Annotated in this window: 28 protein-coding genes; 13 read left to right on the forward strand and 15 right to left on the reverse strand. The window is 68.2% G+C overall.

What is annotated here, in order from left to right:
• Positions 1 to 3 precede the first annotated feature (3 nt).
• The 6 genes from OD997_RS16640 (at position 4) to OD997_RS16665 (ending at position 4,870) form a co-directional block, all read left to right on the forward strand.
• Complete coding sequence (locus OD997_RS16640) at positions 4 to 519, forward strand: GNAT family N-acetyltransferase (RefSeq protein WP_434332677.1); 516 nt, start codon at positions 4 to 6, stop codon at positions 517 to 519.
• A 133-nt stretch (positions 520 to 652) separates the two neighbouring features.
• Positions 653 to 1,792: an ABC transporter substrate-binding protein gene (locus OD997_RS16645; RefSeq protein ID WP_434332678.1), complete on the forward strand. Its 1,140-nt coding sequence runs from the start codon at positions 653 to 655 to the stop codon at positions 1,790 to 1,792.
• A complete protein-coding gene (locus tag OD997_RS16650; protein WP_434332679.1) occupies positions 1,789 to 2,739 on the forward strand; it encodes an ABC transporter permease in 951 nt (316 codons plus the stop codon). The genes OD997_RS16645 and OD997_RS16650 overlap by 4 nt, the downstream gene beginning before the upstream one ends.
• Entirely contained in the window at positions 2,736 to 3,530 is a 795-nt protein-coding gene (locus OD997_RS16655) for an ABC transporter permease (RefSeq protein WP_434332680.1), read from the forward strand. Before OD997_RS16650 ends, OD997_RS16655 begins: the two co-directional genes overlap by 4 nt.
• Positions 3,527 to 4,606 carry an ABC transporter ATP-binding protein gene (locus tag OD997_RS16660; protein WP_434332681.1) on the forward strand — a complete coding sequence of 360 codons (1,080 nt, stop codon included), beginning with the start codon at positions 3,527 to 3,529 and terminating at the stop codon, positions 4,604 to 4,606. Before OD997_RS16655 ends, OD997_RS16660 begins: the two co-directional genes overlap by 4 nt.
• A gap of 87 nt (positions 4,607 to 4,693) precedes the next feature.
• Complete coding sequence (locus OD997_RS16665) at positions 4,694 to 4,870, forward strand: YegP family protein (RefSeq protein ID WP_434332682.1); 177 nt, start codon at positions 4,694 to 4,696, stop codon at positions 4,868 to 4,870.
• A gap of 88 nt (positions 4,871 to 4,958) precedes the next feature.
• On the opposite strand, the gene OD997_RS16670 is transcribed toward OD997_RS16665, so the two are convergent.
• Genes OD997_RS16670 through OD997_RS16680 form a run of 3 tightly spaced genes read right to left on the reverse strand, consistent with a single transcriptional unit; the run spans position 4,959 to position 7,355 of the window.
• Positions 4,959 to 5,714, reverse strand: a complete 756-nt coding sequence (locus OD997_RS16670; RefSeq protein WP_434332683.1) for an amino acid ABC transporter ATP-binding protein — start codon at positions 5,712 to 5,714, stop codon at positions 4,959 to 4,961.
• Complete coding sequence (locus tag OD997_RS16675; protein ID WP_434332684.1) at positions 5,711 to 6,508, reverse strand: amino acid ABC transporter permease; 798 nt, start codon at positions 6,506 to 6,508, stop codon at positions 5,711 to 5,713. Before OD997_RS16675 ends, OD997_RS16670 begins: the two co-directional genes overlap by 4 nt.
• Before the next feature lie 34 nt (positions 6,509 to 6,542).
• The gene (locus tag OD997_RS16680; protein WP_056309442.1) at positions 6,543 to 7,355 is read right to left on the reverse strand and encodes a transporter substrate-binding domain-containing protein; all 813 of its coding nucleotides are present in this window, start codon (positions 7,353 to 7,355) and stop codon (positions 6,543 to 6,545) included.
• A gap of 237 nt (positions 7,356 to 7,592) precedes the next feature.
• Here OD997_RS16680 and OD997_RS16685 point away from each other — a divergent pair, with 237 nt between their 5' ends.
• The 3 genes from OD997_RS16685 to OD997_RS16695 are packed head-to-tail and all read left to right on the forward strand — an operon-like array spanning position 7,593 to position 13,508.
• Positions 7,593 to 8,237, forward strand: coding sequence for a hypothetical protein (locus OD997_RS16685; RefSeq protein ID WP_434332685.1), 645 nt, complete (start codon positions 7,593 to 7,595; stop codon positions 8,235 to 8,237).
• On the forward strand, positions 8,227 to 12,153 hold the full coding sequence (locus OD997_RS16690; RefSeq protein WP_434332686.1) for a Pls/PosA family non-ribosomal peptide synthetase: 3,927 nt from the start codon (positions 8,227 to 8,229) through the stop codon (positions 12,151 to 12,153). Before OD997_RS16685 ends, OD997_RS16690 begins: the two co-directional genes overlap by 11 nt.
• Positions 12,150 to 13,508 (forward strand): M1 family metallopeptidase, encoded by a 1,359-nt coding sequence (locus OD997_RS16695; protein ID WP_434332687.1) that lies wholly within the window; start codon positions 12,150 to 12,152, stop codon positions 13,506 to 13,508. Before OD997_RS16690 ends, OD997_RS16695 begins: the two co-directional genes overlap by 4 nt.
• 29 nt (positions 13,509 to 13,537) lie before the next feature.
• Here the strand turns inward: OD997_RS16695 and OD997_RS16700 are convergent, their stop codons facing one another.
• From OD997_RS16700 to OD997_RS16730, 7 genes are all read right to left on the reverse strand, one after another.
• A complete protein-coding gene (locus tag OD997_RS16700) occupies positions 13,538 to 14,161 on the reverse strand; it encodes a hypothetical protein (protein WP_434332688.1) in 624 nt (207 codons plus the stop codon).
• A gap of 44 nt (positions 14,162 to 14,205) precedes the next feature.
• Positions 14,206 to 14,505 carry a Dabb family protein gene (locus OD997_RS16705; RefSeq protein ID WP_434332689.1) on the reverse strand — a complete coding sequence of 100 codons (300 nt, stop codon included), beginning with the start codon at positions 14,503 to 14,505 and terminating at the stop codon, positions 14,206 to 14,208.
• The gene (locus OD997_RS16710) at positions 14,502 to 14,792 is read right to left on the reverse strand and encodes a glutaredoxin family protein (protein WP_056309447.1); all 291 of its coding nucleotides are present in this window, start codon (positions 14,790 to 14,792) and stop codon (positions 14,502 to 14,504) included. Before OD997_RS16710 ends, OD997_RS16705 begins: the two co-directional genes overlap by 4 nt.
• Complete coding sequence (locus tag OD997_RS16715) at positions 14,789 to 15,091, reverse strand: rhodanese-like domain-containing protein (RefSeq protein WP_056309450.1); 303 nt, start codon at positions 15,089 to 15,091, stop codon at positions 14,789 to 14,791. The genes OD997_RS16710 and OD997_RS16715 overlap by 4 nt, the downstream gene beginning before the upstream one ends.
• A gap of 81 nt (positions 15,092 to 15,172) precedes the next feature.
• Positions 15,173 to 15,271 (reverse strand): 30S ribosomal protein bS22, encoded by a 99-nt coding sequence (locus tag OD997_RS16720; RefSeq protein WP_003792170.1) that lies wholly within the window; start codon positions 15,269 to 15,271, stop codon positions 15,173 to 15,175.
• A 134-nt stretch (positions 15,272 to 15,405) separates the two neighbouring features.
• Positions 15,406 to 15,597 carry a helix-turn-helix domain-containing protein gene (locus tag OD997_RS16725; RefSeq protein WP_042538977.1) on the reverse strand — a complete coding sequence of 64 codons (192 nt, stop codon included), beginning with the start codon at positions 15,595 to 15,597 and terminating at the stop codon, positions 15,406 to 15,408.
• Positions 15,598 to 15,879: 282 nt separating this feature from the next.
• Positions 15,880 to 16,296, reverse strand: a complete 417-nt coding sequence (locus OD997_RS16730) for an ArsR/SmtB family transcription factor (RefSeq protein ID WP_434332690.1) — start codon at positions 16,294 to 16,296, stop codon at positions 15,880 to 15,882.
• A 104-nt stretch (positions 16,297 to 16,400) separates the two neighbouring features.
• On the opposite strand from OD997_RS16730, the gene OD997_RS16735 reads away from it, so the two are divergent.
• Together OD997_RS16735 and OD997_RS16740 are read left to right on the forward strand one after the other, a co-directional pair.
• Positions 16,401 to 17,831, forward strand: a complete 1,431-nt coding sequence (locus OD997_RS16735) for a TrkH family potassium uptake protein (RefSeq protein WP_434332691.1) — start codon at positions 16,401 to 16,403, stop codon at positions 17,829 to 17,831.
• Entirely contained in the window at positions 17,824 to 18,495 is a 672-nt protein-coding gene (locus tag OD997_RS16740; RefSeq protein ID WP_047520565.1) for a potassium channel family protein, read from the forward strand. Before OD997_RS16735 ends, OD997_RS16740 begins: the two co-directional genes overlap by 8 nt.
• A gap of 22 nt (positions 18,496 to 18,517) precedes the next feature.
• Here the strand turns inward: OD997_RS16740 and OD997_RS16745 are convergent, their stop codons facing one another.
• Together OD997_RS16745 and proC are read right to left on the reverse strand one after the other, a co-directional pair.
• The gene (locus tag OD997_RS16745; protein ID WP_434332692.1) at positions 18,518 to 18,805 is read right to left on the reverse strand and encodes a DUF1905 domain-containing protein; all 288 of its coding nucleotides are present in this window, start codon (positions 18,803 to 18,805) and stop codon (positions 18,518 to 18,520) included.
• 1 nt (position 18,806) lies between these two features.
• Positions 18,807 to 19,646, reverse strand: a complete 840-nt coding sequence (proC, locus tag OD997_RS16750) for a pyrroline-5-carboxylate reductase (RefSeq protein WP_434332693.1) — start codon at positions 19,644 to 19,646, stop codon at positions 18,807 to 18,809.
• 60 nt (positions 19,647 to 19,706) lie between these two features.
• On the opposite strand from proC, the gene OD997_RS16755 reads away from it, so the two are divergent.
• On the forward strand, positions 19,707 to 20,678 hold the full coding sequence (locus OD997_RS16755) for a cation diffusion facilitator family transporter (RefSeq protein ID WP_434332694.1): 972 nt from the start codon (positions 19,707 to 19,709) through the stop codon (positions 20,676 to 20,678).
• A gap of 21 nt (positions 20,679 to 20,699) precedes the next feature.
• Here OD997_RS16755 and tadA read toward each other — a convergent pair whose 3' ends face one another.
• A complete protein-coding gene (gene tadA, locus OD997_RS16760) occupies positions 20,700 to 21,155 on the reverse strand; it encodes a tRNA adenosine(34) deaminase TadA (protein ID WP_434332695.1) in 456 nt (151 codons plus the stop codon).
• 91 nt (positions 21,156 to 21,246) lie between these two features.
• Between tadA and upp the strand changes: the two genes are divergently transcribed.
• Positions 21,247 to 21,879, forward strand: coding sequence for a uracil phosphoribosyltransferase (gene upp, locus OD997_RS16765; RefSeq protein WP_434332696.1), 633 nt, complete (start codon positions 21,247 to 21,249; stop codon positions 21,877 to 21,879).
• A gap of 43 nt (positions 21,880 to 21,922) precedes the next feature.
• Here the strand turns inward: upp and OD997_RS16770 are convergent, their stop codons facing one another.
• Both OD997_RS16770 and OD997_RS16775 read right to left on the reverse strand, forming a co-directional pair.
• Positions 21,923 to 22,648: a hypothetical protein gene (locus tag OD997_RS16770; RefSeq protein ID WP_434332697.1), complete on the reverse strand. Its 726-nt coding sequence runs from the start codon at positions 22,646 to 22,648 to the stop codon at positions 21,923 to 21,925.
• Between the two features lie 71 nt (positions 22,649 to 22,719).
• The gene (locus OD997_RS16775) at positions 22,720 to 26,190 is read right to left on the reverse strand and encodes a TM0106 family RecB-like putative nuclease (protein ID WP_434332698.1); all 3,471 of its coding nucleotides are present in this window, start codon (positions 26,188 to 26,190) and stop codon (positions 22,720 to 22,722) included.
• Between the last annotated feature and the right edge of the window lie 5 nt (positions 26,191 to 26,195).

Consider the following 26,195-nt stretch of genomic DNA (forward strand, 5'->3'; position numbering starts at 1 on the left):
CGCATGCTCGATGCTCTCCCGCTGCCCTACTCGATCGATTCCCGAGCGGGCGCCGCGACCCTGCGCCGAGCCGTCACCGACGACACGGATGCGATCATCGCGCTGCTCTCGGACGACCCGATCAGCGCCGCGCGCGGCGACGTCGCCTCGGCCGAGGATCGCCCCGCCTATGCATCCGCTCTCGACGAGATCCGCGCCGACCCGTCGAACGACCTGCTCGTGGTCGAGCTCGACGGATTGGTCGTCGGCACCCTGCAGCTCACGTCGATCCCGGGGATGGCCCGCCGGGGCGCGAGGCGCCTGCTCGTCGAGGCGGTGCGAGTGCGCAGCGATCTGCGCTCAGCGGGCATCGGGTCGGCCGTGATGCGCTGGGTGTCCGATGACGCGGCACCGGCGCTCGGCACCGCGATGGTGCAGCTCACCTCGGATGCCGCCCGCACCGATGCGCACCGGTTCTACGAACGTCTCGGCTACGTCGGCTCGCACGTCGGTTTCAAGTACACCCTGCCGCGCCGCTGAGCGGCGCGCGCTGACCCGCCACACCCCGGACATCTCTCGTTCACCCCGGTCGCTGCGATCGGCAACCCTCGGCTCATAGTGTCCTCTCGCAACCCGAATCCGGCACACAGCGCCGGGCACCGAGAGGACCCTGATGACGAACTTCCACCGCCGCGCGCGCATCGGCGCGGGCATCGCCCTGTTCACCACCGCCGCGCTCGGCCTCACCGCCTGCGCCACGGGTGCGGAGACCCCCGCCGCAGGCAGCGACGCAGTCGACGCCGCAGCCGCGACCTCGGTCGAGGACTTCGGCTCGTTCGCCGACCTCGAGGAGGCCGCCAAGGCGGAAGGCCAGCTCAACGTCATCGCACTTCCGCGCGACTGGGCCAACTACGGCGAGATCCTCGATCTCTTCGCCGAGAAGTACCCGGAGATCACCATCAACGAGGCATCGCCCGACGTCTCGAGCGCCGAGGAGATCCAGGCCGCGAAGACCAACGAAGGCCTCGACACCGCACCCGACGTGTTCGACCTCGGTCTCACGGTCGCGCTGCAGAACACCGACGTCTTCGCTCCGTACCAGGTGCAGACCTGGGACGATATCCCCGACGCTCTCAAGGAGCCGACCGGTCTCTTCGTCGGCGACTACGGCGGATACATGTCGATCGGCTACGACTCCTCGAAGTTCGATGCTCCCGCCTCACTCGACGATCTGAAGGATGCCGCGTACAAGGGCGCCGTCGCCATCAACGGCGACCCGACGCAGGCCGGAGCGGCCTTCGCCGCCGTGGGCCTCGCCACCGTGCAGTCCGACGGCACGCTCGATGACTTCCAGCCGGGCATCGACTTCTTCTCCGACCTGCAGAAGGCCGGCAACCTGCTCAAGGTCGACGTCACCACGGCGACCGTCGCGAGCGGCGAGACCCCCGTCGTCTTCGACTGGGACTACCTGAACGCCTCGCACACGGCGGACAACAAGGACTGGAAGGTCGTCGTGCTCGACGGCACCGGTTACGCCGGCTACTACAACCAGGCGATCAACAAGGATGCCCCGAACCCGGCGGCCGCACGCCTGTGGCAGGAGTTCCTCTACAGCGACGAGGTGCAGAACCTGTGGCTCAAGGGCGGCGCGCGTCCGGCCCGCATGGAGGCCATGACCGACGCGGGCACGATCGACGCCGACCTGGCAGCGGCCCTTCCCGAGGTCCCGAGCGAGACGGTCGTCCCGACCGAGGCGCAGTCGACCGACGCCGGCGCCCTTCTCGGCGAGAAGTGGGCAGCGGCGGTCCAGTGACCACTGCCACCGCAGCGGGGGCGGATGCGTCGGCATCCGCCCCCGTCTCCCCCGCAGCGCACAGCGCTGGGCCTGCGACGTCGTCGCGGGCTCAGCGCTCCGCGCCGTCCATCGCATGGCTCGGTCTCGTGCCGTTCGCGGCATATGTGCTGCTCTTCCTCGCCGTGCCGACCGTTCTTGCGATCGGGTCCGGGTTCTTCGCGAAGGACGGCACCTTCACCTGGTCGAACGTCTCGGCTCTCGGTGATCCCGTCGTCCTGAACACCTTCGCGAACTCCGCCGGCCTCTCGCTCCTCACCGCGGTGATCGGCGCGATCGTCGGCGCTCTGGTCTGCTATGCCCTGCTCGGCATGAATCCGGACGGCGCCGTGCGCTCGACCGTCGATGCCGCAGCCGGCGTGCTCGCCCAGTTCGGCGGCGTCATGCTCGCCTTCGCGTTCATCGCCACGATCGGCATCCAGGGCGTGCTCAAGCTGTTCCTCCAGGACTCCTTCGGCATCGACATCTACGCGAACGGAACCTGGCTGTACGAGCTTCCGGGTCTCGTCCTGCCCTACATCTACTTCCAGATCCCGCTGATGGTGATCACCTTCATGCCCGCCCTCGCCGCTCTCAAGCCGCAGTGGGCCGAGGCGAACCTCACTCTCGGCGGCACGCGCTCGAGCTTCTGGCTGCGCATCGGCATCCCTGTGCTGGCCCCCTCGTTCCTCGCGAGCCTGCTGCTGCTCTTCGCGAACGCCTTCTCGTCGTACGCGACGGCCGCCGCCCTCGCCAGTCAGGGGTCTCAGATCGTGCCCCTGCAGATCCGCGCGTCGCTCACGAGCGAGACCGTCCTCGGCCGTGAGAACCTGGCCGGCGCCCTCGCGCTCGGCATGATCGTGATCGTGGGAGTCGTGATGACCCTGTACTCGCTCATCCAGCGCCGGGCAGCGAGGTGGCAGTCGTGAACCGTCTCGGCCCCTCAATCGTGACCCGGTGGGTGATCGGCATCGTCGTCGGAGCGTTCTTCGCGATCCCGCTCGTGTCGACCTTCCTGTACACGCTGCGCCAGACCGATGGCTCCCTCGGGTTCGAGCGCTGGGCGGCGCTGTTCGACCCGGCGAAGTCCGCCGCGATCAAGCCGATCTGGATGGGTCTCGGCAACTCGCTCATCCTCGCGGTGGTGACGGTCGCGATCGTGCTCCTGCTGCTCGCACCGACGATGATCTTGGTGAACCTCCGCTTCGCGAAGCTCAAACCGCTGTTCGAGTTCGCCGTCCTGCTGCCGATCTCGATCCCCGCGATCGTGCTCGTCGTCGGTCTCGCCCCGATCTACCTGCAGATCGGCCGTGCTCTCGGCACCGGCACCTGGACACTGGCCTTCGCCTACGGCATCACCGTGCTGCCCTTCGCCTACCGGTCGATCCAGGCGTCGATCGATGCGGCCGACCTGCGCACCCTCGCCGAGGCTGCTCGCTCACTCGGCGCCGGCTGGCCGACCGTCGTCCTGAAAGTCCTCGCCCCGAACCTGCGTCAGGGTCTGCTCGCCGCTTCGCTGATCTCGATCGCGGTCGTGCTCGGCGAGTTCACGATCGCCTCTCTCCTGAACCGCCAGGTGTTCCAGACGGCCATGGTCGTCGTGCAGAAGCAGGACCCCTACGCCCCGGCGATCTTCACCCTGCTGGCGCTGCTGTTCGTCTTCCTGCTGCTCCTCCTCATCGGCCGCGTCGCTCGCGGCACCGGAAAGGCCCGCTCATGACACTCCCCCAGACCGCCGACAACATGCTGCTCGCCGAGGCGGGCGAGGGCACCCGCGTGCAGCTGCAGGGCATCGTGAAGAGCTACTCGGGCACCACCGTGCTGCACGGCGTCGACCTCGACATCGCCCCCGGAGAGTTCGTGTCGCTGCTGGGCCCCTCGGGGTGCGGCAAGACCACCCTTCTGCGGGTGCTCGCAGGCCTCGAAGGGCTCGACAGCGGCGCAGTGCTGCTCGACGGCGGAGACGTCTCCCGGGTGCCGACGAACAAGCGCGACATCGGCATGGTCTTCCAGTCGTACTCGCTGTTCCCGCACCTCCGCGTGGCCGAGAACACCGCCTTCGGATTGCGTCGGCGGGGCGTCGGAAAGACGGAGGCCGCGAAGCGCGCCCTCGACGCCCTGGCGCTCGTCGGGCTCTCCGACTTCGCCGACCGCTTCCCGCACCAGCTCTCCGGCGGACAGCAGCAGCGCGTGGCACTCGCCCGCGCCCTGGTGACCGAGCCCAAGGTGCTGCTGCTCGACGAGCCTCTCTCGGCACTCGACGCGAAGGTGCGCGTGCAGCTGCGCGACGAGATCCGTCGGATCCAGCTGCGACTCGGCATCACCACCGTGTTCGTCACGCACGACCAGGAGGAGGCCCTCGCCGTCTCCGACCGGATCGCCGTGATGAACTCCGGTCGGATCGAGCAGATCGGAACGCCCGAGCAGCTCTACACGACGCCATCGACGGCGGGTGTGGCCGCCTTCGTGGGCCTCTCGAGCGTCGTCTCGGGCGTCGCCGAGGGCGACCATGTCGTGGTGTGGGGCCAGCGCCTGCCCCTGCAGTCCCCGGCCGACGGCCCGGTCGACGTCTACCTGCGCCCCGAGAACGTGCACTTCGCATCGGAGGCGGATGCCGCCACCGACGCGCTCGTGCAGGAGAGCACGTTCCTGGGCAGCATGCGCCGGACCCTCGTCCGCACCGAATCGGGTGAGCTCGTGCGTCTGCAGCACTCCCCCGGAGTGCACCCGGCGTTCGGTGATCGGGTGCGCATCGCTGTGGCCCCCGAGCCCGTGGCTGTGCATCCTCGGGGCTGAATCGCCCTCTTTCCCTGGGCCAGTACTCCGGGATACCGTGATCCCCGAGGGCGTCGCTCCCTCGACACCACAGAGAAAGGACGCCTCATGGCAGGCAGGTTCGAGCTGTACACCGACAAGTCCGGCGAGTACCGGTTCCGACTCAAGTCCGGCAACGGCGAGGTCATCGCGATCAGCGAGGGCTACTCCTCGAAGTCCGCCGCATTGAACGGCATCGATTCCGTCCGCCGCAACGCTGCGGATGCCGAGGTCGTCGAGGCCTGACGTCCACCCGACGCGTCATACGAAGACACCCTCCTGCTGACTCAGCGGGAGGGTGTCTTCGTGCGATGACGGTCGTTGGACCGCGAGTTCAGAGAACGCGAGCCAGGAAGTCCTGCGTCCGCGGATGCTGCGGATTGGCGAGCACCTCGCGCGGGTCGCCCTCTTCGACGATGTGGCCGCCGTCCATGAAGATCAGACGCGATCCCACCTCGCGGGCGAAGCCCATCTCGTGCGTGACGACCAGCATGGTCATGCCCTCGTCGGCGAGCGACCGCATCACCTGCAGCACCTCGCCCACCAGCTCGGGGTCGAGCGCCGAGGTCGGCTCGTCGAACAGCATCATGTCGGGGTTCATGCAGAGCGCCCGCGCGATCGCGACGCGCTGCTGCTGACCGCCCGAGAGATGACCGGGAAAGGCATCCGCCTTCTCGGCGAGTCCGACGCGACCGAGCATCTCCTTGGCGACGCGCTCGGCCTCAGTCTTCGAGCGCTTCTTGACGCGCTGCTGCGCGATCATGAGGTTGCCCATCACGTCGAGGTGCGGGAACAGGTTGAAGCTCTGGAACACCATGCCGATGCGGGTGCGCACGCGGTCGATGTCGACATCGGGATCGGTGATGTCGATGCCCTCGATGAGCACCTTGCCGCCGGTCGGCTCCTCGAGCAGGTTGACCGAGCGCAGCAGCGTCGACTTGCCGGAACCGGAGGGCCCGATGATGCAGACGACCTCGCCCTTCGTGACGGTGAGGTCGATGCCCTTGAGCACCTCGTTGTCGCCGAAGCTCTTCACGAGCCCCTGCAGGTCGATCGCGGGTGCGTGGACGTCAATCAGATCGGTGATCATCGCTGCCTCGACATCCTTCGTTCCAGGTACGCGCTGAAGCGCGTGAGGGGGATCGTGACGATCAGGTAGAGGGCCGCCGCCATGATCAGTGGCGTGCCGTTCGCGTTCTGCGTGCTCGCGTCACGGGCGAAGTTCGTCAGCTCCTTCGACCAGATGAAGGACCCGGCGACGAAGAGCAGCGAGGTGTCCTTCAGCAGCAGCACGAACTCGTTGGTCAGCGGCGGGATGATGATGCGGAATCCCTGGGGCACGACGATCCAGAACGTGGTCTTCATGGGAGACATGCCGAGCGAGCGAGCTGCCTCCGTCTGCCCCTTCGGAACCGCCTGGATGCCCGCCCTGATGGTCTCGGCCATGTAGGCCGACGCCACCAGGATCAGACCGATCAGTCCGAGCACCACCGGTCCGCCGAGCTTCGTTCCCGGCACGCCGAGTCCGATCGGCAGGATGAAGGCGATGGCGAAGATCGTGAGGATCGCGGGAAGCCCGCGGAACAGCTCGATCCACGCCGTCGCGATCCATCGGAAGGGCCCGATGCTCGACAGCTTCAGCAGCGCCAGCACGACGCCGAGCAACAGGCCGCCGGCGAACGCGACGGCCGTGAACCACAGCGTGTTCACGAGCGCCGTCGTGATGATGCCCGGGAGCATCTTCGCCGCGATCTCCGGATTGAAGTACAGCTGCGCGATCCGCGCCCAGTCGGTGCTGACGATCAGCCAGACGGCGACCGCGATCAGCACCACATAGACGGTGTACCGGTACAGCTTGCTCTTCGTGGTGCGCCTCAACGCCATTGTCAAGGTCTCCCTGCTCTACGTGACTCGCCGATTACTTCGCGGTGAAGTAGGTGTCGTAGATCGTCTGGTAGTCGCCGCTGTCGCGCAGATCCTGCAGCGCACCGTCGATCGCCTCGCGGAGCGCATCCTTCTCGCCCTTCGCGAATGCGAAGCCGTAGGACTCGCCCGTCTCGTACTCCTCGACGATCTTGTAGGCGCTGTCGGCCTTCTCGTGCTCGAGGTTCACCGGCTGGTCCTGCAGGATCGCGTCGATCTGACCGGCCTGCATGGCGGGCCACAGCTCACCGTCGGAGGGGTACTGCACGAGCTGAGCGCCCTCGGCGTTCTCGGTCGCGTACGACTCGCCCGTGGTGCCCTGCTGCACGCCGACGTTCTTGCCCGACAGGTCGTCGATCGACTCGATGCCCGAGTCCGTGCGCACGAGCAGCGACTGCAGCGACTCGTAGTACGGCTCGGAGAAGTCGATGTTCGCCTTGCGCTCGTCGGTGATCGTCATCGCGGAGGCGCCGATGTCGCACTGGCCGGCGGCGAGCGTGGTACCCGACTGCAGAGCGTCGAAGCCGACATCCTGCACTGCGAGCTTGAGGTCGAGCTCCTTGGCGATCGCGTCGAGCAGGTCGATGTCGAAGCCGGTGTATCCGGTGCCGTTGTCGCCGCCCTCGAACTCGAAGGGCGCGTAGGGGATGTCGGAGCAGACCGTCAGCGTGCCGGCCTCGATGAGGTCGTACTCGTCGCCTGCCGCCGGCTCACCGGATCCGGCACCTGCCCCGGTCGCACAGCCTGCGAGGGCGAGGGTGGCGGTCGCGGCGAGCGCGATCCCGGCGATGATGTTGCGACGCTGCATGTCAGCTCCTGAAGGACGAGGGTGTGTTCCCCACGGACGGGTAGGAGAACATCTAAACATGCGCCACACGGCGGAACATGCCGCCAGCCGCCCCCAACGGATCACATTTGTGTTGCAAGTGTGACCGAATATGACAGCCGTGTTACATCCGACGCGGCACCGATTGTTCACCTTGCCTGAGTATCCTCTGCCCAAAAGCCCGAGCCGACGCGCTCCGGATTCGGAGGAGACCCGATCATGGCCAAGAAGACCCCTGCACAGCGCACTGCGGAGGCGGCGCTCGATGCCGCGAAGGATGCCGCGAAGGATGCGAAGAAGCTGATCAAGTCCCTCCCGAAGAAGGACGCCAAGAAGCTCAAGCCGCTGGTCGAGGACGTGAAGGACGCGTCGAAGGCGTCGAAGAAGAAGATCGCCGACAAGCCCAAGAAGGTCGCGAAGTCGGCCACAGCTGCCACCGACCGGCTGCAGGAGGCCGCAGCGCGACTGCAGACTCCGAAGAAGAAGGACTCGAAGAAGAAGGACACGAAGCCGTCCGCCGCGAAAGCCGATAAGAAGGCCACGGAGCGGAAGACGAAGAAGGCTGCTCCGGTGAAGGCCGCTGCGACGACGTCCGAGCCCGAGGTCACGACACCGAAGGCCACGACGCCGAAGGCCACGACACCGAAGGCCACGACGCCGAAGGTCGTCGAGCCGAAGGTCGTGAAGCCCGCGATCCCCGTATCGGCGCCCGCAGTCACCGCGCCCGCCGCAACAGCGACCGCCGCCTCCGCAGAGCTGAACTCGCTCACTCTCGTCCAGCTCCGCGCCCGCGCACGCGCCCAGGGCCGCACGGGCTACTCGCGGCTCTCGAAGGCCGCCCTGCTCGACCTTCTTGCGCACTGACGTGCAGGAGGCGCTGGACCGCCGTGCCGAGGCGCCGCTCCCCCGCACGCTGATCGACATCCTCCGGGAGACGACCGGTGCGCATCCCGATGCGTCCGCCATCGAAGACGCCGAGGGCGCCATGAGCTACGCGGAGCTGCTCGCGCGCGTCTGGCGCACGGCCGCCGTGCTGCGCGAGCACGGGGTCGGCCGGGGCGATCGCGTCGGAATCAGGATGACGTCGGGGCACCGCGATCTGTACATCGCGATCCTCGGGGCGATGGCGGCCGGTGCGGCGTACGTCCCGGTCGATGCGGACGACCCGCAGGAGCGCGCCGACCTCGTGTTCGGCGAGGCGCGCATCGTCGGTGCGATCACCGACGCGGGCTACCTCCCCGCGGATGCCGCCGGTGCCGCGGATCTGTTCTCGAGCGAGACACCGCACCCGAGCACCGCCGCGATCCCGGTCGTCGCCCCGCCGACGATCGACGACGACGCCTGGGTCATCTTCACCTCCGGTTCGACGGGCGTTCCGAAGGGCGTCGCCGTCTCGCATCGATCCGCGGCGGCGTTCGTCGACGCCGAGGCGCGTCTGTTCCTGCAGGAGGCACCGCTCGGTCCCGGCGACCGCGTGCTCGCAGGGCTCTCGGTGGCGTTCGACGCGTCCTGCGAGGAGATGTGGCTCGCCTGGGGCCATGGCGCATGTCTGGTTCCGGCTCCTCGGGCGCTGGTCCGCTCCGGCGAGGATCTCGGCCCGTGGTTGCTCGGCCATGGCATCACGGTCGTGTCGACCGTCCCCACGCTCGCAGCGCTGTGGCCGCAGGATGCGATCGAGAACGTGCGCCTGCTGATCTTCGGCGGTGAAGCGTGCCCACCCGAGCTGGTCGCGCGCCTGGCCTCCGACGGGCGTGAGGTCTGGAACACCTACGGCCCCACCGAGGCCACGGTCGTCGCGTGCGCCTCGCTCATGGATGGCACAGGTCCCGTGCGCATCGGCCTGCCGCTGGACGGCTGGTCGCTCGCCGTCGTCGATGCCGACGGTAGCCCCGTGGCCGACGGCGAGGTCGGCGAGCTCATCATCGGCGGCGTGGGGCTCGCCCGCTATCTCGACCCGGCGAAGGACGCGGAGAAGTACGCACCCATGCCGACACTCGGATGGGACCGCGCCTACCGCTCGGGAGACCTCGTGCGTCTCGAACCCGCGGGCCTGATCTTCCAGGGTCGCGCCGACGACCAGGTCAAGATCGGCGGACGTCGGATCGAGCTCGGCGAGGTCGAGGCCGCCCTGCAGTCGCTGACCTCGGTCTCGGCTGCGACGGTGGTCGTGCAGAAGACCGAGACAGGCATGTCGATCCTCGTCGGCTACGTGGTGCCCGACGACGGCTTCGACAGGCAGGTGGCGCGCGGCGAGCTGGCCGACACCCTGCCTGCGCCCCTCATCCCGCTGCTGGCGACCGTCGACGACCTGCCGGTGCGCACGTCCGGGAAAGTCGACAAGGCGGCACTCCCCTGGCCCCTCGACGCCGGCGACGCGAGCGACTCCTCACTGTCGGGCACGGCGGCGTGGCTCGCCGAGCAGTGGTTCGCCGTTCTCGGCATCCGCCCCGGCGACGAGGACGCCGATTTCTTCCAGCTCGGCGGCGGATCGCTCGCCGCGGCACAGCTCGTCTCGCGACTGCGCACCCGCGCCCCCGATTTCACGATGACCGACGTCTACGATCTGCCGCGGCTTCGCCAGATGGCGGATGCCGTCGACGATGAGGCAGACGACGACATGCAGGAGCGCGTCTTCAGCCAGCAGGCGCCCACACCGAGGCGCATGCAGTGGGTGCAGACCATCGCCGGACTGCCGCTCTTCGTGTTCACCGGCATCCGATGGCTGCTGTTCGCACTCACAGCGAGCTGGATCCTGCGCCTCTTCCCCGGATTCGACTTCCTGCCCGATGTCTCAGCCTGGACGATCGTCGTCGGCCTGCTGATCTTCGTGACCCCCCTGGGCAAGATGACGATCGCCGCGGTCGCTGCACGTCTGCTGCTCGCCGGGCTCCGCCCGGGGGATTACCCACGCGGCGGCGGGGTGCATCTGCGGCTGTGGCTCGCCGAGCAGATCGCGCAGCAGGTCGATCCGGTGGGCCTCGCAGGAGCCCCCTGGGTCGTGTACTACGCACGCGCGCTCGGCGCGCGCATCCACAAGGACGTCGACCTGCACACGGTTCCGCCGATCACGGGCATGCTCGACATCGGCGCCGGGGCGTCGATCGAACCGGAGGTGGATCTCACCGGCTACTGGATCGACGGCGACACCGTACGCATCGGTGGCATCCGCATCGGCGCCGATGCGACCATCGGCGCGCGCAGCACTCTCGCGCCCGGCACCAAGATCGGTCGCGGTGCAGAGATCGCGCCGGGGTCCGCGGTCTTCGGCCGCGTGCGAGCTCAGCAGCGCTGGGCGGGTTCACCCGCAGCTCGCATCGGCGGCGTCTCGAGCCCCTTCGCGCCCGGTCGTCCTCCGAGCCGCACGCGATGGCTGTGGGCGTACGCCGCGTCATCGGCGTTCCTGGGCATCCTTCCCATCGTCTCGTTGGCGGCGGGAGCGTCGATGCTCGCGCTGGGAATGCGCGGCGCCGACTCGCTGATCGCGGCGGTCCCCGGAATGCTCGCCCTGCTCGTGCCGGCCGTGCTGATCGCAGGTCTCGTCTTCGCCGGCCTCGTGCTCGTCATCGTGCGTCTGCTCGGGCTCGGTCTGGCCGAGGGCGTCTACCCCGTGCGCTCGCGCATCGCATGGCAGGCGTGGACTACGGAGCGCCTGCTGGACTCTGCCAGGACCTTCCTCTTCCCCCTGTACTCGAGCATCGCCACCCCGCTCTGGCTCCGTGCTCTCGGAGCCGATGTCGGCCGCGATGTCGAGGCGTCGACCGTGCTGCTCATCCCGAAGCTCACGACCATCGCCGATGGCGCGTTCCTCGCCGACGACACCATGGTCGCGACCTACGAGCTGCAGGCCGGCTGGATGCGATTGGGCGCCGCGCGCATCGGCAAGCGCGCGTTCCTCGGCAACTCCGGCATGGCCGCCGGCGGGCACAATGTGCCGCGCGACGGACTGGTCGCCGTGCTGTCGGTCGCGCCGCCCAAGGCGAAGGCGGGCTCGTCGTGGCTGGGCTCACCCGCCGCGCGACTTCGCCGGGTGGTCAACGACTCCGATCTCGAGCGCACGTATCGGCCGCTCGCCGGACTCCGGCTCGCGCGAGCGCTGTGGGAGCTGTGCCGCATCTTCCCCGTGTTCGTGACCTGCGCGATCGGTCTGGGTGTCATGCTCACGCTCGCCGCCGCTGTCGAGTCCTGGGGACTCTGGTGGGCCGTCGCCGTCTCCAGTGCGGTCATGCTCGCCGCCGGCGCGATCGCCGCAGTCATCACGACCGCGGCCAAATGGCTCATCGTCGGCCCGATCCGCGCCGGAGAGCATCCGCTGTGGTCGAGCTTCGTCTGGCGCACGGAGGTGTCGGACACATTCACCGAGATGGTGGCCGCGCCCTGGTTCGCCAACGCCGCATCCGGCACGCCTGCGCTCGCCATCTGGCTGCGCACGCTCGGCGCGAAGATCGGTCGGGGCGTCTGGACCGACAGCTACTGGCTGCCGGAGCCCGACCTCGTCACGCTCGGGGACGGCGCCACGGTGAACCGCGGATGTGTGGTTCAGACGCATCTGTTCCATGATCGTGTGATGAGCATCGACGCAGTGACCCTCGAGAACGGTGCGACCCTCGGCCCGCACAGCGTGATCCTGCCCGCGGCGACGATCGGGGCGGATGCGACCGTGGGCCCGGCCTCGCTCGTGATGCGCGGGGAGTTCGTGCCGATCGGCAGCCGATGGAGTGGCAACCCCATCGGCCCGTGGCGCGCGGTCAAGGTGCGCTCCTACCAGGCGTCCGACGCATGACCGTCGACCCGTATACCCCGCACAGCGGCGATCGGCGCTACGGGGTACTGCACTACGACCTCTCGATCGACTATCGCGTCACCACGAACCGCCTCGTGGGTACCGCGACGATCAGTCTGCGGATGCAGGAGTCCGCGAAGCACGTCTCCTTCGACCTCGTCGGGCTGAAGGCGACGAAGGTGCGAGTGAGCGGCGACCGCGCTGCGTCGTTCCGGCAGGACGATCGGCGGGTCAAGGTGCTCTTCGGGAACGAACGGGCCGGCGGAGACGAGATCACCGTGACCGTCGATTACTCCGGCGCTCCGTCACCTCGCCGCACGCGGTGGGGACTCCTCGGGTGGGAGGAACTCGAAGACGGCGTGCTGGTCGCATCGCAGCCGACGGGAGCCCCGACCTGGTTCCCCTGCAACGACGTCCCCTCCGACAAGGCGACTTATCGCCTGGAGTTCACCTCCGACCCCGAGTACACCGTCGTGAGCGGCGGTGCCGCCACGCGGTCGACGCAGCGGGGCCGCACACGGTGGACCTTCCACCAACCGGTGCCGACCGCCACGTATCTCATGACCGTGCAGATCGGTCAGTACGACGACGACAGGATCGATCTCGGTACGACTCCCGGCAGGCTGTTCCACCCACGGGCGCTCGCGTCCCGGGTGCGGTCCGACTTCGCCGCATTGCCGCAGATGATGGACGCCTTCGTCGCCGCCTTCGGGCCGTATCCGTACGAGTCGTACAAGGTCGTGGTCACACCGGACGTCCTCGAGATTCCCCTCGAGGCGCAGGGCATGGCGATCTTCGGAGCCAATCACGTCGACGGCGCGGGAGGCAGCGACCGTCTGATCGCCCACGAGCTCGCTCATCAATGGTTCGGGAACAGCGTCGGCGTCGCCCGCTGGCAGGACATCTGGCTGAACGAGGGCTATGCCTGCTACGCGGAATGGCTGTGGTCTGAAGCCTCGGGCGGGCCCTCCGCCCAGGCGAAGGCCGTGGCGCATCACCGCCACCTCCGCACGCTGCCGCAGGATCTGGTGCTGTCCGATCCCGGCGCGAACGACATGTTCGACGACCGCGTGTACAAGCGCGGCGCTCTCACCCTCCACGCGCTGCGGTTGACGATCGGCGACGATGTCTTCTTCGCCCTCACGCGGGAGTGGACGGCCCGGTTCGCCCGGCTCGCGGTGACGAGCGACGACTTCCTCGGCCTCGTCGACGAGATCGCCGGAGGGCAGGCGCGGGCCCTGGTGCGCACCTGGATAGACGAGCTTGCGCTGCCCGCGCTTCCCCCCGCTCAAGGGCCGAGCCGCGCGTCCGCGGCGCGCGCGGCGGTCAGGGAGATTCCGCTGCCGCGCGACTGAGCGGATGCCGAGACATCCCGCAGCCCACGTCAGCCGAGTGCGACGCTCAGCGCGTGTCCGGGCGGACCCGAGAGGGTCGCGACCTCGATACGGGTCGCGCGTCCGGGGAGCGCTGCCGACCATGCCTGTGGATGCACGTCACGCGGACCGTCGTGCATGATCACCGCGCTCGGATCGACCTCGAAACCTCGACCGTCCGCCTTGACCGCCGCCTCGACACGCGTCCATCCGGCCACATCGGGGGCTGCGCCGACGGGGAACAGCGACCCCAGCTCGCTGACACGACCGGCGGCTGACCACGCCTCGATGTCGACGCCCAGTGGGGCGGTCCCTGCGGCAGCGGCCACCACGACGAGGTCGCCGGAGTGGCTGACGCTGAGAGAGACCTCGGCGGTGCGCGGGCGGCCGTGCTCCCCGCCGCACCGGTGACAGCGGCTGTCGAGAAGAACCTCCCCGGGACCCCGGATACTCTGAACGAGCGCACTGATCAGTGCTCTGCCTGCGAGGAAACCCCGAGCTCGGTCACCGCCGAGCTCTCGGAATCGGTCGAGCTGCCCCTGTCCCATGGCGGCGACGTCGGCTTCGGCGAACTCAGTGAGTTCTGAGACCAGCGCCCACGCGACGGTCGACTCTCGCCAGGTGATCTGCCCCATGACCCCGCTCCTGTCCCGTCAGACGAGGGTCGCGGATCGACGTTTCAGACCTCGAAATCGACGGCCGCACGCGAAGCGACCACCGACCGCACGTAGGCGACGACTTCCTCATGCGCCGGATGCACCTGGTACTCCTCCAGCGCGGCGATCGAGTCGAAGTCCGCGACGAGGGTGACATCCCAGTTGGTGTCGGGATAGGCGGAGTTCGCGCCGGCCGAGATGGAGCGCAGCTGCGGCACCACGCCGTCGAGGGCGTTCAGCCGACGGGCGACCTCGGCGGCCTGCTCGGCGCGCTCGCCGGCGTCTTCTGCAGCCAGCTTCCAGGTGACGACGTGGCGGATCATCGCGAGTCCTTTCCCAGCGCGTCCTCCTGGACGGCCTCTTCGAGAGCCTCGCGCAGCCGGTCGGCGGACAGCCGCCAGTGCGCGTGCAGGTCGCCGTCGATCAGCACGACGGGGATCTTCTCCCACCACAGCTCGTAGAGTGCGGGGTCGTCCTGGATGGACGCCTCGACGATCTCGATGCGCTCAGCCGCGGCATCCGGAAGCTCGGCGACCACCGCGTCGATGATCTCGGAGGCCACGTCGCACAGATGGCAGTCGGGCTTGCCGATGAGGGTCAGCGTGGTCACGCCGACGGCACCTCGACAGAGCGTCCCTGCGCGATCCATTCGCCGGTGCCGCCTTCGACGTTGGTCGCGTCGTAGCCGCGCGATTCGAGCGCCTCGACGACGCGGGCCGACCGGCCGCCCGCCTGGCAGATGACGTCGAACGACTCCGACGGAAGCTCTTCGAGCCGGTTGCCGATCTCGGACATCGGGATGTTGACGGCTCCCGGGACGTGCCCCGCGGCGAACTCGTCGACCTCGCGGACGTCGATGAGCGGGGTGTTCGAGCGCTCGGCGAGCTCGGTGACGGTGATCGACTTCATGGCATGCTCCTGCGACGAGTGGGAAACCGGGGGTAGAGACACAAAGCGCCCGTCCGGAGACAGGCGCTCGTGTCTGGTCGCTTACTTCTTGTTGCGACGCTGGTGGCGAGTCTTACGAAGCAGCTTGCGGTGCTTCTTCTTCGCCATGCGCTTGCGGCGCTTCTTGATGACAGAACCCACGGAAACCTCACTAAGTCAGTGGCTGGGTGTCGTCGGTGACGGACACCCGGGTACGGGCACGGAAAAATGCCTCGGATCAGTCTAGCAAATCGTGGAGCTTCTGCTGCACGCCCCTGCGAGACCGCCGCCGAGGGTCAGCCCACGTCGGCGATGGGCCGCTGCAGCGCGTCTGCGACCGCGGACTCCGGGACCCGGAAACTGCGACCGAAGCGGATGGCAGGCAGCTCCCCAGCGTGCACCATCCGATAGACCGTCATCTTCGACACGCGCATGAGTTCGGCGACCTCAGCCACCGTAAGGAACCGGACATCAGGAACCTCGGGCATCCCACGTACCCCTTTCTCGATTGTGCACACACTCTATGGGGAACCTGGGACACGTGTAAACCCATGTGGCCTGTGTGATCAGTGAGGATCGATGCGGCGTCTCAGACGCGGAGTCCCAGCAGAGACATAGGATGTATGCCGGATCCGCTCAGAATGCTCTGAGACAGTGATCCCACGACTCACGATGGCACCATCCCGAGTCCACGCGGGCTGGGGCCCGCGGCTTCGCCCCTGACGACACGCCCCCCGATCGTCAGGGGCGACGTGTGTCTGCGGCAGGAATCAGGCGCCGAAGCGCTTGAGCGCCGTCTCGACGACGTGCTTCGCGGATGCGGCCGCACGACCGACGACCTCGGCCGCGTGCGCAGCGCTGCCGGGCAGCGGCTGCCCCGGGTAGTCGATGTCGGGCGCGTCGTCACCGTAGGCGTCCATCAGGAAGGGCACGAGCCAGTCGTCCACGACGCCGAGGGGCTCGACGGCGAGGCTGTAGAACCGACGCTGACCGTCTTCTCGCACGCTGACGAGTTCGGCCTCCCGCAGCACCTTGAGATGCTTCGAGACGGTGGGCTGACTGATGCCCAGATCGGCGACGATCTGGCTCACGCTCGTGCCCGCATCCCCTTCGGTGGTGCGACGCAGGAGGAGCTGGAGGATGTCTCGCCTCGTACCGTCTGCGATCACGTCGAAGATGTCCGTCATGTGATCAGGGTAGTCGTCCCCGGCACGGAGTACCATGACGAAGGCTCGACGATCGGCGTCGTGCTGCCGCAGAACGCGGAGCGGGAAGAACAAAGGGGGACGCGATGTCGGGCATCGTTTCGGCGTCGTCCCCTCGACAGCGGCTCCAGAACGCCGCCTCCTGGGGCAAGCACCTGATCACGTCGTCGCCCTCGCGCTTCGCGATCGTGATCTTCGCACTCCTGATCCTCGTCTTCACCGTGCTGCTCTCGCTGCCGATCGCGTCGGCGTCACGAACCGTCACACCCCTGGCAGACGCGCTGTTCACCGCGGTCTCCACCATCTGCGTCACGGGCCTGTCGACCGTCGACATGGCGACCCACTGGTCGCCGTTCGGTCATGTGCTGATCTTCATCGGCGTGAACATCGGCGCCCTCGGCGTGCTGACCCTCGCGTCACTGATGGGCATGCTGATCTCCAAGCGGCTCGGCCTGCGCGCCAAGCTCATGGCCGCGGGCGACACGAACCCGATGCGCGCGCACGGCGGCGTGGTCAACGAGAGCCAGACCGTTCGCCTCGGCGAGGTCGGCCAGCTGCTCACCACGGTCGCCGTCTCGGCCCTGATCATCGAGGGCGCGCTCGCGATCCTCCTCTACCCCGCGCTCGTGATGGCAGGCGTCGAGCCGATCGCCGCACTGTGGGAGGCACCGTACTTCGCCGCCATGGCCTTCACCAACACCGGATTCGCCCCGAACGCCGGTGGTGTGGCGGTGTTCGCGGACGACTACCTGGTGCTGTCGCTGCTGATGGTCGGGGTGTTCCTGGGGAGCATCGGCTTCCCGGTGATCTACACACTCGCCAAGCACGTCTGGCACGTGAAGAAGTGGTCGCTGCACACGAAGCTCACCCTCGTCACCACCGTGCTGCTGTTCGTGCTCGGAGCGGTGGTGTTCCTCGTCCTCGAATACGCGAACCCGAAGACCTTCGGATCGATGGATGCGGCGGACACCACGTTCCAGGCCTTCTTCCTCTCGGCGATGACCCGATCCGGCGGGTTCAATGTCATCGAGATGGACGACCTGAACGGCTCGTCCCTGCTGGCCGCGAGCATGCTGATGTTCGTCGGTGGCGGCTCGGCATCGACAGCCGGCGGAATCAAGGTCACCACTCTCGCGGTGCTCGCGATCGCGGTGTGGTCGGAGGCGAAGGGGCGTCAGTCGGTCGAGGCGTTCGGTCGCCGCATCCCCAGCGACGTCCAGCGCGTCGCCCTCAGCGTCGTTGCATGGGGAGCCACGATCGTGGCGCTCTCGACGATCATCATCTCCCAGATCACCAAAGCCGACATCAGTCATGTCCTCTTCGATGTGATCTCGGCCTTCGGCACCGTGGGTCTGTCGACCGGGCTCACTGCGGAGCTCCCCGACTCCGCCTCATACGTACTGGCGACCACCATCTTCATGGGGCGCGTTGGTACAGTGACTCTCGCCGCGGCGGTCGCCGCGACATCGCGAACGCAGTACTACTCACTGCCCGTGGAAAGGCCGATCGTTGGTTGAAGTCCTCCGGGGCGACGCGCCCGTCCTCGTCATCGGTCTCGGCCGGTTCGGCGCCGCCTGTGCGGGCGAACTCGATCGCCTCGACCGCGAGGTGCTCGCGATCGACGACAACCTCGAGCTCGTGCAGAAGTGGTCCGACCGCGTCACGCACACGGTGCAGGCGGACGCCAAGAACATCGACGCACTGCGCCAGATCGGCGCTCAGGACTTCCAGGTCGCCGTCGTCGCGGTCGGCTCGTCGATCGAGGCGTCGGTGCTGATCACCGCGAACCTCGTCGACCTCAAGGTCCCGCAGATCTGGGCGAAGGCGGTCTCGCAGTCGCACGGCAAGATCCTCGCCCGCGTCGGCGCCAACCACGTGATCTACCCCGAGCGGGAGGCCGGCGAGCGCGTCGCGCACCTCGTCTCCGGCCGGATGCTCGACTTCATCCGCTTCGACGACGACTTCGTGCTCGCGAAGATGTACCCGCCGAAGTTCATCCGCGGGGTCGGTCTCAATGAGTCGGGCGTGCGCAGCAAGTACAAGGTCACGGTCGTCGGCGTGAAGAGCCCAGGCAAGCCGTTCCGCTACGCCGAGGCGAACACCATCGTCACCAACCACGACCTCATCATCGTGTCGGGCACCAACAGCGATATCGAGCGCTTCGCCGCCCTCGACCGCTGAGAGGCGTCGGCACGCTCACGCGTCAGGCGTCGATGTCGAGCGTCAGGTCGACGACGTCATCGATCGTGACGCTCTCGCGGTCCTGAAGCACCTTCTTGATCGGCACGATGTACCCGCCGTCCTTCGGCCAGAGCGACGTGGTCACCGTGGTGCTCCCGATCGTGACGGTCACCGGGATCATGCCCCACCCGTAGGTGACGACACTCGCCACATCGCCGATCATCCCGCTCTCGGTCGGCGGCACGGTGACGAAGTGGAACGGCGCGGGACCGCGCCAGAACCAGATCGCGCCCGAGAACCGCAGCTGCATGTCAGGCTCCGGCCGCCAGTTCCTTCGCGCGGGCGAGGGCTGCGGCAGCAGCGTCAGCGAAGGTGCGGTCGAGGTGCACATCCTGCAGCACGGCGACTGCTCGTTCGGTGGTGCCCTTCGGACTCGTGACGCGGCGACGGAGCTCGGACGGCTCCTCCCCCGACGCATCGAGCAGTGCGGTCGCCCCGATGAACGTCTGCTCCACCATGGTGCGCGCGTCCGCCTCGCTGAAGCCCATGCCGACGGCGGCCTTCGTGAGCTCCTCGATCAGCAGGTAGACGTAGGCCGGGCCCGAACCCGAGATGGTCGAGAGCGCATCGATCTGCGACTCGGGCACCTCGACGACCGCGCCGACGGTCGCGAAGAGACGGTGTACGAGGGCGAGGTCGTCGGCGGAGGCGGCCTCCCCCGCGGCAAGGCCGGTGACGCCCTTGCCGACCGTCGACGGCGTGTTCGGCATCGATCGGATGACCCTGACGTCGACGCCGAGGTTGTCGGCGAATGTCTGGAGGGTGACGCCCGCCGCGAGACTCACGACGATCGCGTCGTCGGCGAGATGCGGTGCGATCTCGCGGAGCAGATCGGGCACCATCGCTGGCTTCACGCCGACCAGCACGATTCGGGCCTTCGCGACCGCATCGGCATTGCCGTCGGTGGTCTCGGACAGGGCGATGCTCGTGACCCCGTCGAGGTCGGCGAAGGCCGCCGCCTTCTCGGGAGTACGGTTCGTGGCCGTGATTCCGCCATCGACCCGGATGCCGGACGCGACCACCCCTCGGAGGATCGCACCGCCCATCGAACCGGCACCGAGGAACGCGAGAGCGGGAAGAGAGTCAGCCATGTGGTCATCCTACGGCGGGCGCACCGGGCGTCAGCCGGGTGGCGGACCTAGACTCGACGCATGAGTGCATCGGGCGGAAGCAAGGCGATCATCGCGGCGTTCCTGGCGAATCTCGGCATCGCCCTGGCGAAGTTCCTGGCGTGGGCGCTCTCGGGATCCGCATCGATGCTGGCCGAGGCGATCCACTCGGTCGCCGACTCCGGCAACCAGCTGCTGCTCATGCTGGGTGGGCGCAAGGCACGTCGAGAGGCGGATCGGGCTCATCCCTTCGGATACGGGCGCGAGCGTTACGTGTACGCGTTCGTGGTGTCGATCATCCTGTTCTCGGTCGGTGGCCTGTTCGCCATCTACGAGGCGATCGACAAGCTCACCCACCCGCACGAGCTCGACAAGACGTGGTGGTGGCTGCCGATCGTCGTGCTCGTGATCGCGATCGGGCTCGAGTCGTTCTCGCTGCGCACCGCGGTGAAAGAGAGCAACCTCGTCCGCGAGAAGGACCAGTCCTGGGTGTCGTTCGTCCGGCGCGCGAAGGCGCCCGAGCTCCCCGTCGTACTGCTGGAGGATGTCGGGGCCCTCACAGGACTGACCTTCGCCCTGCTCGGTGTCGGTCTGACCGTGATCACCGGCAACCCGGTCTTCGACGCGCTCGGCACGCTGATGATCGGCATCCTGCTCGTGGTCATCGCGATCGTACTCGGGGTCGAGACCAAGAGCCTGCTCGTCGGTGAGGGCGCGACCGCCGCGGATCACGATCGCATCGTCGACGCGATCAACGCCGGCGACGAGATCGAGAAGATCATCCACATGAAGACGCTGTACCTCGGACCGGATGAGCTTATGGTCGCGGCGAAGATCGCACTCAACGCCGACAAGCCGCTGCGCGAAGCAGCGGTCGACATCGACGCGATCGAGGCCCGCATCCGCGAGGCGCTGCCGATCGCGCGCGTCATCTACATCGAACCCGACGTCTACCGGCCCTCGCTGGACCCCGAACCGTCCACCGACGTGTTCGTGCTCAAGTCGTCGGACTGAGCTCGCTCGCTCTTCGCCGCCTCAGCGTCGCTGCTCGAAGAAGTCGCGAAGCAGAGCCGTGGCGGCATCCGCGTCGACTCCTCCGATGACCTCCGCACGGTAGGGAAGGCGTCGGTCGCGGAGCACGTCGTACATCGACCCCGCCGCGCCCGCCTTCCCGTCCCAGGCACCGAACACCACGCGGCCGATGCGCGCCTGGAGGATCGCCCCTGCGCACATCACGCAGGGTTCCAGCGTCACCACGAGAGTATGGCCGTCGAGATTCCAGGAACCGACGGATGCCGCCGCCGCGCGCAGCGCCGCCACCTCGGCGTGCCCTGTCGGATCGTGCGTCGCCTCGCGGTTGTTGCGCCCCTCGGCGACGATCCGGCCCTCGGCGTCGAGCACCACGGCACCGACGGGTATCTCGGATGCCGCCGCTGCTTCGGCCGCGAGCTCGAGCGCACGGCCCATCGCGGTCTGGTCGGCGGCGGTCATGCGTCGAGCCTACCGACAGCGCGACCGCCCTCATCCGCCCGTCCCCGCATCCGATGTCGTGCGGGAGCGTCCGGCGCATTAGCCTGTATCCATGCGTGTCCACGTCGCCGACCACCCTCTCGTCACTCACAAGCTGTCGGTCCTGCGCGACCACCGCACACCGTCACCCGTCTTCCGCCAGCTGACCGAGGAGCTCGTGACCCTCCTCGCGTACGAGGCGACGCGCAACGTGAAGGTCAGCCCGATCGAGATCACCACCCCGGTGACGACCACGATGGGCGTGAAGATCTCCGAGCCGCGTCCGATCGTGGTGCCGATCCTGCGCGCCGGCCTGGGCATGCTCGAGGGCCTCGTCAAGCTGCTCCCGACCGCAGAGGTCGGCTTCCTCGGCATGGTCCGTGATGAGACGACCTTCGAGCCGACCACCTACGCCGAGCGTCTTCCTGACGACCTCAGCGACCGCCAGTGCTTCGCGATCGACCCGATGCTGGCCACTGGAGGCTCGCTGGCCGCGGCGATCCAGTTCCTCTTCGACCGCGGGGCCAGGGACGTCACGGCGATCTGCCTGCTGGGCACGCCCGAGGGCGTCGCCGCGATCGAGGCACTCGTCGGTGACCGCGACGTCACGCTCGTGCTCGGAGCGCTGGATGAGCGTCTCAACGAGAAGGGCTACATCGTCCCCGGTCTCGGCGACGCCGGTGACCGCCTCTACGGCACGGTCTGACGCATGCCGCCCCGCCGGCGTGTGCTCATGCCGTCGGCGCGACTCACACCTTCAGCAGGTAGGCGCGCTCGTCTCCGTAGTGCGTGAAACCGGCTCTCGCGAGGATGGGTGCAGACGTTGCGGTGCGACCCTTGACCAGGGCTGTCATCGCCCCCAATGACGCGCTGACGCGCAGGCGCTCGGCGAGGACCGCCCGATAGGCGCCTCGTCCACGAGCCCCTTCGAGGGTGGCGGCGCCCCACAGTCGCGCGAACCCGTCGACGATCGTGCACCCGCCGGTGCTCACGGCGAGGCCATCGAGGCGTGCCAGGACGCGGACGTGCGTTCCGGCCTCGAATGCCGAGACCACGTCGTCGAGTTCGGTCCTGAGGCCCTCTTCGTCGAGCGGCTGCTGCTGCCAGACGGGGACGTTGATCGCGTCGACCTCTCGCACCTGGTCGATCGTCCGCACGATCTCTGCTGTCGTCTGCGATGGAACGTCGATCGGGGCACCGTCGATCTCACGGGCGAAGACCGCGACCGTGTCGATGTGCTCGGCTCCGCGGCGGAGGATCTCGTCTTCGAGGTCGGGGCGGTCGGATTCGTTGGTCCAGAACCGGAGTTCGCGCTCGCCCCAGGCCCTGGTGCGGTCGATGGCGCTGTCGAGGACCGCGCCCGCGTCTGCGTCGGAGTCGACCTGCGAGGCTCGCACGCCGCCGCCGAATCGCTGGGGGTACCGCACCAGCTGCAGATCGGTCTTCTCATGCTCGCTGTCGCGAGGAAACCACACCCATGCGGCTGAGGCGCGTAGGACTTCGTCCGTCGTGTGCAAGGTGATGTCTCCTGCGCAGTGGCGCCGCGTCAGCCTGCAGCGCCGACGAGTCGGGCGAAGGCGCTCAGACGCGCCACGCCTTCGGGCGTGCGGGGAAGGTCGTCGAGGAGCGCGGGCGAGTGGATCAGGTACGCCGCGACCTGCGCTCTCGAGATCGCCACGTTCAGGCGGTTCTGAAGCAGCAGGAACTCCGGGCCGCGTGGGGCGTCGCGCCCGCTGGATGCGGCGAGCGAGGTGATCGACACCACCGCCTCCTTGCCCTGGAAGTTGTCGACGGTGCCGACGGGCACATCCGGAAAACCGGCCGCGGCGAGTGCGTCGAGGACGAGCTGACGCTGTGCGTTGTAGGGCGCGACGACGATGATGTCGCTCTGCGCGAGAGGCCGCACCGTGGCCTCCGCGTCGTTGTCGGTGAAACTGCGACCGACGAGATCTCGCACCAGCGCCACGACCTCCGCCGCCTCTTCGGGCGACTGCGTGGCATTTCCGCGATGACGGAGCGGAACGATGTGCAGCCCGGGTTCGATGCCGTCAAGCGACCTCAGCTCGGTTCCCGGTGCGGAGGCGAGCTGGCCGGCGTAGGCGAGCTTCGACACTGGTGCCGCGACGTACGGGTGCATCCGCCAGGACCGCGCCAGGAAGTACCCATGATCGGGCTTGACGACAGGGTCGCCCTCCATGACCCACCCGAGCGCGGAGGTGTCGACGGGTTCGGGGTGTGCTCCCTGGCTCACCTGCGGAAGCTGCTGAGGGTCGCCGAGCAGCAGTAGCCGCTGGGCGCCCGCGGCGACGGCGATCGTGGAGGCGAGAGAGAACTGGCCCGCCTCGTCGACCACGAGCAGGTCGAGGCCCCCTCGCTCGACGCGCGACGTGTTGCTGAAGTCCCAGGCGGTGCCCCCGACGACCGCGCCGTGGTGTGCGTGCTCGCCGAGGAACGAGGCCATCCCGCTCTTCGGGATCACCGTGTAGGACGGATCAGCCGAAGGATCTTTCGGCGCTTTCGCGACCTGCGCCGCGGGGACGCCGTCGGAGACCACCCGCTCGAGCAGGTTCTCGATGATCGCGTGCGACTGCGCCACCACACCCACGGTGAAGCCGTGGTCGTTGACGAGGCGCGCGATCACCTGAGAGCCGGTGTAGGTCTTTCCCGTTCCAGGAGGCCCCTGCACCGCGAGATAGCTGCGGTCGAGGTCGAGGATGCCGCGCACGATCGCGTCGATCGTGTCGTCGCCCTCAGCCGGCAGCGCGTCGCCCGAGACCGTGCGCGGCGGGATGCGACGCAGGATGTCCGTCGCGGCGTCGCGCGGGAATCCTGGCGCTGCAGCGTGTACCGTATCGGCCCACTCGTCGATCGCGCCCTGCAGCGAGACGACGCGCGGCGGCGCCGCCGGTGTCAGAGCGAGCGGCAGCTCATCCCACGTCTGCCCCTGGATCGCCGTCTCGGTGATCAGGTAGCCGTCATCGAGCACCTCGGCGACAGTGACCGTGTGCGGCACGTGGACGGCGCGAGACGGCGCCTCGGTGTCGAACGGCGCAGGCACAGGGTAGAGCGCGAACGGTTGGGATCCGACACCGAGCGTGGTGCCCGGCGAGACCTCGCCTCGGACCTCGAGGTCGCGCGACATCACTCGACGCCCCTCGGCGACGCTCCACTCCCGCCGGACGGTCGATGAAGTGCGGTCGACCCGCACCACGTCGCGCGTGCCGTCCCACATCGTGACGGGCTCGCGGAGTCGCTGGAAGTGCGACACCCAGAAGCTCTTCGCCTCGCGGGGGAAGTAGTCGATCGCGGCGGCCGCGATGCGATGCACCTGACCGTCCTCTCCCGCATCGACCGCGCGCTCGGCGTCGGCGAGCAATGCCACCGACCGCGGAGACGGCTCGTAGATCACCTCGTCGGCCTCGTCGGGCGGCGCGGGGTTCACACCCTCTTTCTTCGCGATCTCGATCAGCCAGTTACGCAGACGTCTGGTCGACACGCAGTCGTAGCGGTTGTAGTCGGCGAGGTCGGCGAACACCGCCTCGGCTTCCGCCTGCTCCCCCGCGGCGGCGAACTCACGCGCCGCGACGTACTGGACGATCGAATCATCGCCCTTCTGGACGTCGCTCGTGCGTACGTCTTCGCCCATGTACAGAGGCTCGAGCTTCTTGATCGAGTACGACCGCGATCCCACACGCACGGTGCGCAGCACCAGCGGATAGAGGTCGACGAACACCCCCTCGCGCAGCAGTCGATCGATCTCGCCCTCGCGCACGCCGTGTCGCGCCGCCATGGCAACGAGATGCGAGGTCTCGTACGGGGCGTAGTGGTAGATGTGCATGCCGGGGTGCGCGGCGCGGCGCACCTTCACGAAGTCGAGGAATCGCTCGAACGCCTCGCGCTCCGCGGCGAAGTCATGCGCCCAGAGCGCAGTGTACTGATCGGTGTTGTCGACCCAGCCGAAGAGGTAGTCGATACCCCAGTGCGCCTGCCCGTCCGGCGCGGGTTCGGTGTAGAGAGGGTCGCCCTCGAAGTCGAAGAAGATGTCACCGTGGCTCGGCACCGGGAGCGTATGGATCGCCGCCGCGTAGTGCACGTCGTAGGTCGGTACGCCCTCGGCATCCGCCCTCAGCTGCAGCTGCGCTTGTGCGCGGAGCGTCTCGAAGGTGTCGGTGTTCATGCCCTCCGGCACGTCGGTCGCCGCGGCCAGCGCGTCGATCGTCTCGATGCCCGCCGTGCGCAGCCGCGCGCGCTGCACCGGCCGCATCCGCGCGACCATCAGCAGGTCGCGATGCGCGATCACCTGCTCTTCGCAGGTCGCGCAGCGGCCGCATGCCACGATCTCGAGGTCACCGCGGTCGTCGCCCCACGCGAGCGCGGCGCTGGAGGACGGGTCGTCGATCCTGCGGTCGGCGATCAGCGCGCGCAAGCGGGCCCTTCTCACCTGAAAGAGCGGTAGCAGGTCATCGACGGCGTGCGTGCTAGTGGAGCCGTCGCCGAGCAGCAGATCGACCTCGTCGGAACGAGGGATTCCGAGCCTGTCGAGCTGATCGACGTATGCCGCGAGCTGCATGAGAGCCGTGACCCTGGCCTTGCGGGCGAGCTTGGAATCCTGCACCCGCCACCGCCCGTCATCGTCGCGCTTCAGGAAGTCGGCGAACCCGACGAACTCGGGTGTCGCGAACGCCGCCTGGAAGACGACCACGGCGTCGGACCCGAGAGCCTGCACCGTCTCGTCGACGGCCGCCGAGAGCGCCTCGGCATCGACCGACGAGACCTTCTCGACGCGGTGCACCTGTTCGTCGCCGAGGTCGTCGATGTACCGTGCGAGCACGTTCTGTTCGTGGACGTCTCCGAGCAGCGCGGCGCGCGCGAGAGTCGCGTCTTCAGGCTCTTCGACGGCCGGCACCCGGCCGAGCTTGGCGTCGATCGCCCGGCACCACGCGAACTCGCATTCGGCGGCCGCCTTGAGGTCGCTCGCGCTCCAGATGACGCGCTGCGCCTGAGTGTCGATCCGCACGATGC

This window comes from Microbacterium sp. CGR1 (genome assembly GCF_051062835.1).
GTDB lineage: Bacteria > Actinomycetota > Actinomycetes > Actinomycetales > Microbacteriaceae > Microbacterium.